This is a genomic window from Flavobacterium sp. 3HN19-14, assembly GCF_051373205.1.
In the GTDB taxonomy this organism is placed as follows: domain Bacteria; phylum Bacteroidota; class Bacteroidia; order Flavobacteriales; family Flavobacteriaceae; genus Flavobacterium.
In genome coordinates this window covers 3,105,278-3,117,355 of record NZ_JBPPZT010000001.1, presented here as the reverse complement: position 1 = coordinate 3,117,355, position 12,078 = coordinate 3,105,278, and the positions used below count along the sequence as shown (strand labels likewise).

Annotated in this window: 13 protein-coding genes and 2 pseudogenes; 4 read left to right on the top strand and 11 right to left on the bottom strand. The window is 41.2% G+C overall.

Annotation, left to right across the window (positions count from 1 at the left end; all coding sequences use genetic code 11):
* Positions 1-7: 7 nt before the first annotated feature.
* Both ACSLFW_RS16815 and ACSLFW_RS16810 read left to right on the top strand, forming a co-directional pair.
* The gene (locus tag ACSLFW_RS16815; protein ID WP_436556716.1) at positions 8-550 is read left to right on the top strand and encodes a DNA gyrase subunit A; all 543 of its coding nucleotides are present in this window, start codon (positions 8-10) and stop codon (positions 548-550) included.
* Positions 439-2,673, top strand: a complete 2,235-nt coding sequence (locus tag ACSLFW_RS16810) for a DNA gyrase/topoisomerase IV subunit A (protein ID WP_436557482.1) — start codon at positions 439-441, stop codon at positions 2,671-2,673. Before ACSLFW_RS16815 ends, ACSLFW_RS16810 begins: the two co-directional genes overlap by 112 nt.
* 105 nt (positions 2,674-2,778) lie before the next feature.
* On the opposite strand, the gene ACSLFW_RS16805 is transcribed toward ACSLFW_RS16810, so the two are convergent.
* From ACSLFW_RS16805 to ACSLFW_RS16770, 8 genes and pseudogenes are all read right to left on the bottom strand, one after another.
* Positions 2,779-3,567 carry a TerC family protein gene (locus ACSLFW_RS16805; RefSeq protein WP_436556715.1) on the bottom strand — a complete coding sequence of 263 codons (789 nt, stop codon included), beginning with the start codon at positions 3,565-3,567 and terminating at the stop codon, positions 2,779-2,781.
* 66 nt (positions 3,568-3,633) lie between these two features.
* A complete protein-coding gene (locus ACSLFW_RS16800) occupies positions 3,634-4,002 on the bottom strand; it encodes a DNA topoisomerase IV (protein WP_436556714.1) in 369 nt (122 codons plus the stop codon).
* A gap of 128 nt (positions 4,003-4,130) precedes the next feature.
* A complete protein-coding gene (locus ACSLFW_RS16795; RefSeq protein ID WP_436556713.1) occupies positions 4,131-4,706 on the bottom strand; it encodes a DUF1572 domain-containing protein in 576 nt (191 codons plus the stop codon).
* Positions 4,707-5,279, bottom strand: coding sequence for a pentapeptide repeat-containing protein (locus tag ACSLFW_RS16790; protein WP_436556712.1), 573 nt, complete (start codon positions 5,277-5,279; stop codon positions 4,707-4,709). It abuts the gene before it with no gap.
* Positions 5,279-5,494 (bottom strand): DUF6095 family protein, encoded by a 216-nt coding sequence (locus ACSLFW_RS16785; RefSeq protein WP_436556711.1) that lies wholly within the window; start codon positions 5,492-5,494, stop codon positions 5,279-5,281. Before ACSLFW_RS16785 ends, ACSLFW_RS16790 begins: the two co-directional genes overlap by 1 nt.
* Before the next feature lies 1 nt (position 5,495).
* A pseudogene (gene murQ / locus ACSLFW_RS16780) lies at positions 5,496-6,316 on the bottom strand (N-acetylmuramic acid 6-phosphate etherase).
* 215 nt (positions 6,317-6,531) lie between these two features.
* A complete protein-coding gene (locus tag ACSLFW_RS16775) occupies positions 6,532-7,224 on the bottom strand; it encodes a ZIP family metal transporter (protein ID WP_436556710.1) in 693 nt (230 codons plus the stop codon).
* A complete protein-coding gene (locus tag ACSLFW_RS16770) occupies positions 7,224-7,964 on the bottom strand; it encodes a class I SAM-dependent methyltransferase (RefSeq protein ID WP_436556709.1) in 741 nt (246 codons plus the stop codon). The genes ACSLFW_RS16775 and ACSLFW_RS16770 overlap by 1 nt, the downstream gene beginning before the upstream one ends.
* A 68-nt stretch (positions 7,965-8,032) precedes the next feature.
* Here ACSLFW_RS16770 and ACSLFW_RS16765 point away from each other — a divergent pair.
* A pseudogene (locus ACSLFW_RS16765) lies at positions 8,033-9,200 on the top strand (THUMP domain-containing class I SAM-dependent RNA methyltransferase).
* On the opposite strand, the gene ACSLFW_RS16760 reads toward ACSLFW_RS16765, so the two are convergent.
* Together ACSLFW_RS16760 and ACSLFW_RS16755 are read right to left on the bottom strand one after the other, a co-directional pair.
* Entirely contained in the window at positions 9,197-9,496 is a 300-nt protein-coding gene (locus ACSLFW_RS16760) for a hypothetical protein (protein ID WP_436556708.1), read from the bottom strand. The pseudogene ACSLFW_RS16765 and the gene ACSLFW_RS16760 overlap by 4 nt on opposite strands.
* A 4-nt stretch (positions 9,497-9,500) precedes the next feature.
* Entirely contained in the window at positions 9,501-10,868 is a 1,368-nt protein-coding gene (locus tag ACSLFW_RS16755) for a T9SS type A sorting domain-containing protein (protein WP_436556707.1), read from the bottom strand.
* Between the two features lie 187 nt (positions 10,869-11,055).
* Here ACSLFW_RS16755 and ACSLFW_RS16750 point away from each other — a divergent pair, with 187 nt between their 5' ends.
* On the top strand, positions 11,056-11,289 hold the full coding sequence (locus ACSLFW_RS16750; RefSeq protein WP_436556706.1) for a hypothetical protein: 234 nt from the start codon (positions 11,056-11,058) through the stop codon (positions 11,287-11,289).
* Between the two features lie 77 nt (positions 11,290-11,366).
* On the opposite strand, the gene ACSLFW_RS16745 is transcribed toward ACSLFW_RS16750, so the two are convergent.
* Positions 11,367-12,029 (bottom strand): DUF6048 family protein, encoded by a 663-nt coding sequence (locus ACSLFW_RS16745; protein WP_436556705.1) that lies wholly within the window; start codon positions 12,027-12,029, stop codon positions 11,367-11,369.
* Positions 12,030-12,078 lie beyond the last annotated feature (49 nt).

Below are 12,078 nucleotides of genomic sequence, written 5' to 3'. Positions count from 1 at the left end.
AAAATTAATGAACGAAGAAGAAGAAAACATAATTCCAACTAACGATAACGAAAGCAATGACCAGCGTGCTGAAAAAGCGCATTTTTATGAAAATGAAAATGCCGACGACAGCAACGACACCATCACCAAAGTTACCGGAATGTACAAAGACTGGTTCCTCGATTACGCTTCTTATGTAATCCTGGAGCGCGCCGTGCCTGCGATTGAAGACGGATTCAAACCCGTTCAGCGCAGGATCATGCATTCGCTCAAAGAACTCGACGACGGGCGCTACAACAAAGTGGCCAATGTGGTCGGGCACACGATGCAATACCATCCGCACGGTGACGCGAGTATCGGCGATGCCATGGTGCAGATAGGGCAGAAGGAGCTGCTCATCGATTGCCAGGAAACTGGGGCAATATCCTTACAGGAGACGGCGCAGCAGCTTCGCGTTACATCGAAGCGCGATTGTCGAAGTTTGCATTGGAGGTTATTTACAGTCCGAAAATTACTGATTGGGGCGTTTCTTATGACGGACGTAGGGCTGAACCGAATAATCTTCCGGTAAAATTCCCATTGTTGTTGGCACAAGGTGCCGAGGGAATTGCAGTCGGCTTGTCCACGAAAGTGTTGCCACACAATTTCAATGAATTGATCGACGCATCTATAAAAATCCTCAAAGGAAAGCCATTTACGCTTTTTCCGGATTTTCAGACTGCCGGAATTGCTGACATTTCTAATTACAATGACGGAATGCGTGGCGGACGTGTGCGTGTGCGTGCAAAAATCGCGCAATTGGATAAATCGACGTTGGTTATTACCCAGATTCCGTTTTCGACGAATACTACGACATTGATTGACAGTATTTTAAAAGCCAACGAAAAAGGCAAAATTAAGATCAAAAAAATTGAAGACAATACCGCGGCTGAAGTTGAAATACTAATTCACCTTTATCCCGGGATTTCACCAGATAAAACCATCGACGCGCTGTTTGCTTTTACAGCTTGTGAAACTTCAGTTGCACCTTTAGGTTGCGTAATTGAAGACAACAAACCGTTATTCATAGGCGTTTCTGCAATGTTGCGGATTTCTACAGAAAGAACGGTTCATTTGCTCAAAAGCGAACTCGAAATCCAGCTTTCAGAATTAGAAGAACAATGGCATTTCCTTTCATTGGAGCGGATTTTCATTGAAAAGAAAGTTTATCGTTTAATAGAAGAAGAAACGACTAAAGAAGGCGTTATTTCTGCCATCGACGAAGGTTTGAAACCGCATATCAAACACCTGAAACGCGAAGTTACCGAAGACGATATCCTCCGCCTGACGGAAATCCGGATCATGCGTATTTCCAAATTCGACAGCAACAAAGCGCAGGACAAGATTGAAGCGCTCGAAGGCGACATCGAACAGGTAAAACACGATCTGGAACATTTGACAGATTACGCAATCGCCTATTTTACAAAACTCAAAGAGAAATACGGAAAAGGCCGCGAACGCCAGACAGAACTTCGTATTTTCGACGATATCGAAGCGACAAAAGTTGTTTTAAGAAATACCAAATTATACGTCAACCGCGAAGAAGGTTTCGTCGGCACCAGCCTCAAAAAAGACGAATATGTAACCGATTGTTCCGATATTGACGACGTGATTGTGTTCCTTCGCGACGGCAAAATGATGATTACGAAAGTCGATGCGAAGACTTTCGTCGGAAAAGACATTATTCACGTAGCGGTTTTTGATAAAAATGACAAACGTACGATTTACAACATGATTTACCGCGACGGAAAGTCAGGGCCTTCATACATCAAAAGATTCAACGTTTCCGGAGTTACACGCGACAAACCGTACGATTTGACCAATGAAAGCGCCGGTTCACAGGTGTTGTATTTTTCGCATAATCCGAATGGGGAAGCTGAAGTCATCACGATTTTGCTGCGCCAGGTCGGCACTATCAAAAAATTAAAATTCGACATTGATTTTGCATCATTGGCAATCAAAGGCCGCGCCTCAAAAGGAAATCTCGTCACGAAATATCCAATCAAGAAAATCGAATTAAAGGAAAAAGGCATTTCAACTTTATTGCCGAGAAAAATCTGGTTCGATGATACGGTGCAACGCCTCAATGTGGATGCGCGTGGCGAATTGTTAGGTGAATTCCGCCCAAGCGATAAAATCCTAATCATCAATCAAAATGGGAAACTCAAAACGGTAATCCCGGAATTGACGACGCATTTCGACGAAGACATGATAAAACTCGAAAAATGGATTCCGAAGAAACCAATTTCAGCTATTTATTATGACGGAGAAAAAGAGCGTTATTTCGTAAAACGCTTTTTGGTAGAAACCGAAAACAAAGAAGATTCATTCATCACCGAGCACCCGAATTCACAACTCGAAATCGTTTCAACAGATTATCGTCCGGTTGCCGAACTCGTTTTCACGAAAGTGAAAGGCGTGCAAAAAGAAAACCAGGTGGTAGATTTAGAAGCTTTTATCGCCGTAAAAGGATTCAAGGCGCTCGGAAATCAATTGACCGCAGATAAGCTCAAGCAAGTGAATTTATTGGAGCCATTGCCTTATGAAATTCCTGAAGAAATCATTCCGGAAGAACCCGAAGTCACTGAAATTGACACATCAGATGACAACACAAGCCTTAACGACGACGGTCAAATTACATTGACGCTCGAATAAATTTCAAAACCATTAAGGCATTAAGGAATTTCTAACTCAAACTTAATGCGCCTTAATGTCTTAATGGTCACAACAAAAAAGCCACTCTTTAAAGTGGCTTTTCTATTATACGTGGTTTTTCTTTTTGTTTTTCTTTGACATCTTCATGTTCAGCATTTCTACCAAAAGCGAGAATGCGATAGCGAAATACAGATAACCTTTCGGCACCGCTTCAACATGGCTTCCGAAGAAAGAGGCGTCTGCCAAATGCGCCGCTTCGGTAATCAACATAAATCCAATCAACACTAAAAAGGACAAAGCCAGAATCTGAATTGACGGATGCTTATTCACGAAAGTTCCCACCTGAACCGCAAACTGCATCATGATAAAAACCGAAATGACAACTGCCGTAATCATGATATAAATCGCGCCGGCAACGCCATTGGTCATTCCGACAGCCGTTAAAATACTGTCAAATGAAAACACGATGTCAATAAGGATAATCTGAAAAATCACGCTGGTAAAAGAATGCGCCGCTTTGGTTTTAAGCTCTTTTTCTTCGTGGCCTTTTTCTTCGACTTTTTCGCGGATTTCATTTGTGCTTTTATACAAAAGAAACAATCCTCCGAATAATAAAATCAAACTCTGGCCAGTAATATTAAGCGTAACCCAACTCGTTTCAATTGAAAGCCAGGGCTCTTTCATTTTAATCAAAAGCGTAATCCCGAACAGCAACGCAATACGCATGAACATCGCCAGAAACATCCCGAGTTTGGTTGCCTTTTTGCGGTCATTCGGATTCAGTTTTCCCGTGGCAATCGAGATAAAAATGATATTATCAATACCCAGAACGATTTCAAGAAACGTAAGCGTTACCAACGCAATCCACGCACTCGGATTTAAAAAAACTTCCATTTATTTTATTTAAGATTATTCTCGAATCGATTGGATCCTTTCGACTTTCCGACTTTAAGCTTTTGACTATTTTATTTTTATCGCGGTTCCGACAGCCGTTTTCGAGCTGCCGACAATCCCGTACTCAAAGGTATAGGAATTTTTCGAGGTGGTCAAGATTTTTATGTCGACCGCCTTGTGTTCCTCCATATTTTTCGGATGCAGGTTCTTGACGATATATTCGCAATCGTTCACCCAACGCACCAAAGAAGTTTCGGTTTTTCCGTCGTAAGTCGCCGTTTCAATGCTGTCATTGCGCTCGAAAACAGTGATTTTCTTCACGCCTTTTACGGTAGTTTCAAAAGAAAATTTCCCGGTTTTGAAATCGGTGCAGTTGCGTTCTGCCTGAAAGCATGAAATCGTGGTGAATGCTGATAATAGGATAATTTTTTTCATTTTTATTTTTTGAAGCATGATCCGGCTATCCGCAGTATCTTTTTAGCGGAACTAATTCTGGAAACCGGAATTTCCCATTAGCTAAAAAGGATACTTGCTGCTATCCGGGCTAGGCATTGTTCTTAAATTCACTTTAATCTTTCCAATTCATCATCCGTGAAATTCCGTATCGATTTTTCACGCGAGAATTTCCCGGCATTATAATTTCCCGATTTGTTCTTCGGAATCGACAAGCTTTCCCATTCACCTTCCTTGAGCAATTTCGCATAAAAAACAATCTGCCCTACATGATAAGGATAATGCGCCAATTGACGGTTGATCGCTTCCACGACAGTGTGGCCTTCATTCCTGATATAAATAATATCAGAAAGTTGTTGCGGTTTTAAAGCATTAATTGCATCGAAAAAACATTTCCAGCCTTTTTCCCAAGCCGCCATCAATTCTTCTTTTGATTCGTAAGTATCTTCGAATTCAGAATCGCGGTCGCGCCATTCTTTTTCGCCGTCGGTCGTCAGGAAATCCGTCCATCGTGACAGCATATTACCAGAAAGGTGCTTTACAATTACGGCGATGCTGTTGGTGTTTTCGTTCATCGAAACAAAAAGTTGTTCCTGCTGCAGTTGCGCAAAAGATTTTTCAGCAAGCATTTTATAGTATAAAAACTGCTTTTTTACGCTTTCGAGATATTGGTCGTTGGTTGCCATTTATTCGATTTTTATGTCATATCTTTCTAATAAACCGGGAATTCCTTTGATAGCGAATTTTGCTTTCTTCATCGGGTTAAATTCAGGATCAATTTTATAATTGTAAGCCGTTGAAAAATCAGCTTCTTTGAGTTGCGTATCGTTAAAAATCGCGTTCTCCAGATTCACATTTTCAAAAACCGATTTGCTTAAATCGGCACCGATAAAACTCACTTCCTTCATCGATGAATTGATGAATTTTGTCTTTGGCATTTTCTTATTGGCAAACGAAGAATAATCAAGCATACAATCCTGAAATGCAACGCTGAAAAGGAAATCTTCGCAAAGATTAAATTCAATTCCGAGCAACTTGCAGGTTTTAAAACGCACACTTTTAAGACTTGAACCGGCAAGTTTCATCATGCCCATATTGCAGTCAATAAATTCGCAGTCGATAAAAGTATTGTACGAAAAATTGCTGTTCGAAAAATCACAGTTCTTAAAAATACAGCCGTCGAATTCGCGGTTGTTGACCTTTTGGTCAGAATACAAGACTTTTTCGAAAGTTTTGTGAACGTGGATAAATTGTTCCATTATGACATACTGTTTATAATGGTGATTATTCCTTTAAAAATCAAGAAAATTCCCGTAAAAGCAATCAAAATTCCAACACCTAAAACCACGGGATATAATGGCTGTAATTGGTTGATGAATGCAAAATGAATCACTGTCGGGCCAATGAAACAACAAGGCAAAGCCCATGACAATATTTTGATGCCTTTGTTGAGGATGTTCTTATCTGTTGCCATTTTATTGTTTTTTTGTGTTGTAAAAATCGACTGCTTTCCGAACGCTTCCGTGTGTTTTGAGTAATTCTGAACCCATTTCATAAGAAACCGGAATTTCGCCCATAATCATTTTCACGCCGCGATCGACAAGTTTACTATTGCTGAGTTGCATATCTACCATTTTGTTGCCTTTTACTTTTCCGAGCTGGATCATCGTGGCGGTGGAAATCATGTTCAAAACCAGTTTTTGGGCGGTTCCGGCCTTCATTCTCGAACTTCCGGTGACGAATTCCGGGCCAACTACTACTTCTATCGGAAATTTTGCAGTAAGCGAAAGCGGACTTCCGGAATTGCAGGTAATACAACCAGTGGAGATATTATTTTCGTTGCATTTTTCCAAACCGCCAATCACATAAGGTGTCGTTCCTGAAGCGGCAATTCCGATTACGACGTCATTCTGATTGATTTGGAATTCAGATAAATCGAGCCAGGCTTGTTGCGCATCGTCTTCGGCATTTTCGACAGCGCGCCTGATGGCTTTGTCGCCGCCGGCAATAATCCCGTTGACTAGATCAAATGGTACGCCGAATGTTGGCGGGCATTCAGAAGCATCAACAATACCCAAACGACCTGAAGTTCCGGCACCAATATAGAATAACCTACCCCGTTTTTCATTTTGGAAACCGTTTCGGTAACAAGTTTTTCAATTTGCGGCAATGCTTTTTCTACGGCTAACGGAACGGTTTTGTCTTCGTTGTTGATATTGGAAAGCAGTTCGGCAACCGGCATCTTCTCGAGATGCTCGTATTTGAAGGATTGTTCGGTGGTTTTGGTGAAATTCATTTGTTTGTCTTTAGCAGTTGGCAGATTTCAGACCGCAGACTGCAGCCTGCCGACTGGAATCTGCAACCTGCATCAAAGTTACAAAGTTTCTCGCGATTGCGTTAGGGATTGGTGCGGAAATCCTTTTTTGCCAACACTAAATTTTCCGGTTTCAAAATAAGTTACGGCAAAAAATATTGGAGAGAAAGCCCAACCGAAGGGAACGCCCAAAAAAATCAAACGAAACAAGCCAGAATAATTCCGAGAATGATCATCGAAACTTTGGCGACATTGAATTTATGGCCTTCGCTGCTTTCGAAAATAATCGTTGAGGAAATGTGGAATAATATTCCGATTACCACGGCGGTGATTGGCGCATAATAATCATTCAGCGTTGGCAAATAAGCGGAGGTTGCGGTGCCCAACGGCGTCATCAGCGCAAAAGTCACCATGAAAATAAAAATGGCAGCCTTATTGAGTTTCGCATTGACAAAAAAACTTGTTAAGATAATTGCAATTGGCAAATGGTGAATCGCAATTCCGATGGCCAGATCCTGATGGTGGTTGACGGGAAACCCTTCGAGGAAAGCATGGAGGCAAAGGCTGATGAACAGCAACCACGGAATTGTGTGCATTTCGTCATGGCCGTGAACATGACCGTGTTCGGCGCCTTTTGAGAAAAATTCTAGTATGATTTGGAATAATATTCCGAGCATGATGAAAATGCCGATGTTGTTACCAAAACCTGTCTCGCTGTGCGAATGATGCACTTCATAAACTTCAGGCAATAAGTGCATAACCGTTACTGAAAGCAGGAATGAACCGCTGAACGCCAGCAGTAATTTCAGGTTTCTTTTGTTGTTCGGTTTTAGGAATAATGCGATGGCATAACCCGCTAAAACCGCCAGTAACGGCAATAAATAATTCATTATTTGAAGATCATGATGAGACGTTCGCTTTCTTTTTTGTGGAATTTCCGGAGTTTGTAATCGCCGAAAACGTCGAGCAGATAAATGCCGGCTTCTTCCATCAGGTTTTCAAAATCCTCGAGCGTTAAGGCCTGTACTTTTTCTGTAAAATGGTATTGTTTGCCTTTATCCTCAAAGTCGATTTCTTTGTAAATATGGCCGTCGATGTAAAAACGCCTGATATGAAAATCGATGCCGTCGACAGTTTTGGTTTCCTGCGGAACGAGATTCGAAATTACCTGATCAACATTCATAAAATCTATGACGCCGAAACCGTATTCTGTGAGGCTTTTACAAATCGATTGTAGCGTTTTGAGGTTATCCGAATCATTTTCAAAATAACCGAAACTTGTGAATAAGTTTAGAATTGCGTCGTATTTTTGAGCAAACGGCTCACGCATATCGTGTACTACAAAATGCAGTTTTTCATTGGCTGATTTTGAAGCTTCGACGATGCTGTTTTCAGATAAATCGGCACCAGTCACATCATAACCCAATTCGTTCAGATAAATCGAATGACGTCCCTTTCCGCAAGCCAAATCCAGTATTTTCGCATCTTCGGGAAGGTTCAGGTAATTGGTGATATTGTCCATGAAAAGCTGCGCTTCGGCATGGTCGCGGTCTTTGTAAAGAATATGGTAATAAGGCGTGTCAAACCAGGAGGCAAACCAATTCGGACAGGTATCGGGTTCTTCAGACATTTAATTCAGTCGATTAATTCAAGTGCTGCAAATTTAGTGTATTTTTGCACCGAATACCTGATTTTACAATGGAAAATAATTTTAAAATGATTGCCAAGACCTTTTTCGGTTTTGAAGAAATTCTGGCAAAAGAGCTGCAAATGCTGGGCGCACAAAATGTTGAACAAGGCGTAAGGATGGTCAGTTTTGTGGGCGATAAAGGGTTTATGTATAAGGCGAATTTGTCGCTTCGTACGGCTTTGAAGATTTTAAAACCGATTTACCATTTCCGCGCCTTTAATGAAGCAAGTCTGTACAAAGGCATTTCAGGAATCGACTGGTCGAAATATATCAATTCGAATATGACTTTTGTTATTGACACGACCGTACATTCCGATCATTTTAATCATTCTGAATTTGTTTCGCAGAAATGTAAGGATGCGATTGTAGACCAATTCCGCAATAAAACCGGGCAAAGACCGAGCATAGACAAAGCGCATCCTGATTTACGGATTAATGTACATATCGATAAAGACCAATGTTCTGTTGCGCTTGATACTTCCGGGAATTCACTGCACCAACGCGGATACAGAACGGCGACCAATATCGCGCCAATCAACGAGGTTTTAGGTGCGGGAATGCTTTTGCTTTCTGGTTGGGACGGTCAGGGCGATTTTATCGATCCGATGTGTGGCAGCGGCACTTTACTGGCGGAAGCAGCGATGATTGCGTGCAATATTCCGGCCAACATCAATCGCAGGGAATTCGCTTTTGAAAAATGGAATGACTGGGACAACGATTTGTTCGATATGATTGTTGATTCGCTTTTGAAGAAAGTACGCGAATTTCATTATACCATAAAAGGTTACGACAAAGCGCCATCGGCCGTGATGAAAGCGAAAGACAACATCAAAAATGCCAATCTCGATGAATATATCACCATTTCCGAACGCAATTTTTTTGATACTGAAAAAGAATCAAAAGGCCCAGTTGCACATGGTTTTCAATCCGCCCTACGGCGAAAGGCTTGATATTGAAATGGAACGTTTCTACAAAAATATCGGCGATACTTTAAAGCAGAATTATCCGGGAACGAATGCCTGGTTTATTACCGCTAATCTCGAGGCATTGAAATTCGTCGGATTAAAACCTTCACGAAAAATCAAATTATTCAACGGAAGTCTGGAAGCGAGGCTTGTCAAATACGAAATGTATGAAGGCAGCAAGCGCATGAAATTCCAGAGAACGGAAGATTAAGCCTTTGCAATTTGCGCCATGGCCCGGGAATTGCTTTCCGAAATTGCATTCAGTTTCGCCTGCAAATCAGCTATTATTGCTGCATATTCCTGAAGCTGTTCGCTGTTGAATCCGGGCATATTGGTGGGTTGCACTTCACTATCATCTGACGGATTTTCCGGTTGTTGTTGTTGTTGTTGTTGTTGTTGTTGTTGTTGTTGTGCAATCTCCCGCGCAATTGCGTTCAGTTTTTGCTGTTTATCATTCATTTCCTGGTGCATTTGCAACATTTGGGCAATCAATTCCTGTTGGTTCATTTTGTTAGTTTTTGATGAATTTTTGGATGATATTTTTATCGTTTGAAATTAGTTGTACAATGTAAACACCGCGGCTTAGTTTTTCGATATTTAAATTGCCTGAAGGAAAGTCTTGCCGGAAGACAATTTTCCCCGACATATCCGATATTTTAACGCATTGAATTGCGGTGTCTTTGAGATTTTTTATTTGGATTGTGCTTTTAGCCGGATTTGGATAGATGATAAAATCTTCATTTTCAATATCTGAAATGTTCAATAACTCAACCGGCATGCATTCGCTCATCAGGCTGCAATCGCCAAGCATAATCAATACTGAATAAATGCCGCTGCTTTCAGGCGCAAAAATTTGCCCGGTCGCGTCTGGAACCGGCTGCGGATTTTCATTGCAAGTCCACCATTGATAAGCAGCATTTTGTTGGTTCGATGTCAATTGATTTTCCGAAACATTCAGCGTCGTATCAATAGTATCGGCAATATTCACATAAAAACTGCTTTCGGCATCGCCGCAGCCATTTCCGGCATACATGTAAATCAGTTGCGAAGTCGTTAGCACTGTTCCCGGTTGTAATAATTGCCCGCCGGTGTTGGAAGCGGTGTAGTAATTTCCGCTGCTGATGGGTGGTAAAACGTAACTTCCGCAAGTATAAACGTCGTCGCGAAACGCAACAAAAGCGGGTTGGTTAATCGTGATGTGCAAAATAGTTTGCGCGCCTCCGCAGGAATTGACGGCATATTTATATAGCGTTTGGCTCATCGTAATTTCCTCGCCACCTGAAAGCATTGCTCCATTGCCGCCGGATTGCGTGTAGTAACCGCCTTCGGAAAAATCAGGAAGGAAATAACTGCCACAGGTTTCGATATTTTCCTCAAAAGGCAATTCGAGTTCACTTTCAATGATAATAGAAACCCAGCTTTCGGCACTTCCACATTCATTTTCAGCAAATATGAAGAGATTGCGGCTGATGTCGAATACGTCGCCGGGATTGAAAGCTTCGGTGTGTTCCTGATTGCCAAACCACACGCCGACATTCAGCGAAGGCAATGCGTAAGAATGACAGCCATAAACCACACCTAATTCATCAACGATCGGAGCGGTATTGACGATGACATCTACGGAAGTTCTTGTACTTTCTTCGTTATTGAGGGTTTGTGAGGCGTAATAAATTCCAGTGAAAATTTGCGTGTCCGGATTTAAAGCCGAACCGCCATTTTCGTTTTCGTACCATTTAATATAACTGCCATTTGCGACAAGCTGGCTGACTGTTGTATAATCACAAAAATTCTGAGCACTGGCTGTCGGCGGCGGCGTAATAATTGCAGAGAAGTCAAATTGTGAATGCAGCAATAATGTGAAAAGTAATAATTGTTTCATACGGATTTGTTTGAAAATTCGAAGAAAATTAAGAATATCACGATTTATAATAAGTAATTACTAAAATTACTAAAAAAATTAAAGATGGATTACATTTACTTTTCAAATTCAAAGTTACCTGAGAAAGCGATATTTCACCACGTACAAAACTCAAAAAATCATTACTTTTGCCGATATTTCAATCATTATGACAAAGAAAAACAAGGCACTTTTATATAACTTTCTGGGTTTTGCATTTTTATACATTATTACCTATTTCCTGCTCGCTACTTTTACTTATGCAAACGGAATTTTAAAGCCTGTAATCGCAGCGGTTGCAGCCAGTTTGCTTGCGCCTAAATTCCAATCTGTAAAAACGGCCAACGGCGAAAAGATATTCATGCAATGGCTTTTTGTGAAAGGAGTGAGGGAGGTGAATTAGATAATTAGTAAATTAGAAAATGAGATAATGTTAAAAATTTGTTCATTATCTAATTATCTAATTTTCACATTTTCTAATTATTTCTTTTTCTTAGATTTCTTATCGTCCTTTTCCTCCACAACTTTCACTTTTTTCTTATAAAGCGGAATGAGATAAGACACCGTATAATTAAATCCAACGCCAAAATTCCCGGCATAAGTACGGTTGAAACCCGGAATATAAAGATTGTCGAATCCGGCCGGTTTGTTGTTGGAAACCAAAGTGTTGAGCCTGAAACTGAATCCGACGAAAGTATTCTTAAAGACCTGCGTTTTCAAACCGGCAACGACTTCAACCCATTGTGCGGAAAGGCCGCTGAATTTCTCGCCCGAAACAATTTGCGATGGTTCTCCGAAATACGGATTTGGATTGTAAATCACATAGCTGTTGAGTTCCTGGCTGAACGAACTGATGCCATAACGCAATCCGACGTAAATCATATTCTCGAGGTCGAGCCAGTTTTCATGGGCATTGTAATCGAATCCGACTTTTAGGAATGTGCCTTTTGTGGTAAAATTCAACTGGTCGTCGTTCGTGGTTTTATTTTCATTCCCGAGTTCTGCGGCTGCGTAATATTTGCGTGTAAGCCTGTAATCTCCGGTCAATTCGAGCCCTTTATAATCTTTATCGTAAACCGAGCGTGCAATCTTGAACAGATCGACGCCAATGCGAACGCCGTAACGTTCTTTTTTGGGCTGCACGCTGTCTTTCTTCGCTTCCTGGGCCCTGACCGAAAAAGGCGCACAGTAA

What these genes read in the sequence shown, in the direction of transcription:
- ACSLFW_RS16815 (WP_436556716.1), top strand. Translation starts at nt 8, where the DNA reads ATGAACGAAGAAGAAGAAAACATAATTCCAACTAACGATAACGAAAGC.
- ACSLFW_RS16805 (WP_436556715.1), bottom strand. Translation starts at nt 3,567, where the DNA reads ATGGAAGTTTTTTTAAATCCGAGTGCGTGGATTGCGTTGGTAACGCTT.
- ACSLFW_RS16800 (WP_436556714.1), bottom strand. Translation starts at nt 4,002, where the DNA reads ATGAAAAAAATTATCCTATTATCAGCATTCACCACGATTTCATGCTTT.
- ACSLFW_RS16795 (WP_436556713.1), bottom strand. Translation starts at nt 4,706, where the DNA reads ATGGCAACCAACGACCAATATCTCGAAAGCGTAAAAAAGCAGTTTTTA.
- ACSLFW_RS16790 (WP_436556712.1), bottom strand. Translation starts at nt 5,279, where the DNA reads ATGGAACAATTTATCCACGTTCACAAAACTTTCGAAAAAGTCTTGTAT.
- ACSLFW_RS16785 (WP_436556711.1), bottom strand. Translation starts at nt 5,494, where the DNA reads ATGGCAACAGATAAGAACATCCTCAACAAAGGCATCAAAATATTGTCA.
- ACSLFW_RS16775 (WP_436556710.1), bottom strand. Translation starts at nt 7,224, where the DNA reads ATGAATTATTTATTGCCGTTACTGGCGGTTTTAGCGGGTTATGCCATC.
- ACSLFW_RS16770 (WP_436556709.1), bottom strand. Translation starts at nt 7,964, where the DNA reads ATGTCTGAAGAACCCGATACCTGTCCGAATTGGTTTGCCTCCTGGTTT.
- ACSLFW_RS16760 (WP_436556708.1), bottom strand. Translation starts at nt 9,496, where the DNA reads ATGAACCAACAGGAATTGATTGCCCAAATGTTGCAAATGCACCAGGAA.
- ACSLFW_RS16755 (WP_436556707.1), bottom strand. Translation starts at nt 10,868, where the DNA reads ATGAAACAATTATTACTTTTCACATTATTGCTGCATTCACAATTTGAC.
- ACSLFW_RS16750 (WP_436556706.1), top strand. Translation starts at nt 11,056, where the DNA reads ATGACAAAGAAAAACAAGGCACTTTTATATAACTTTCTGGGTTTTGCA.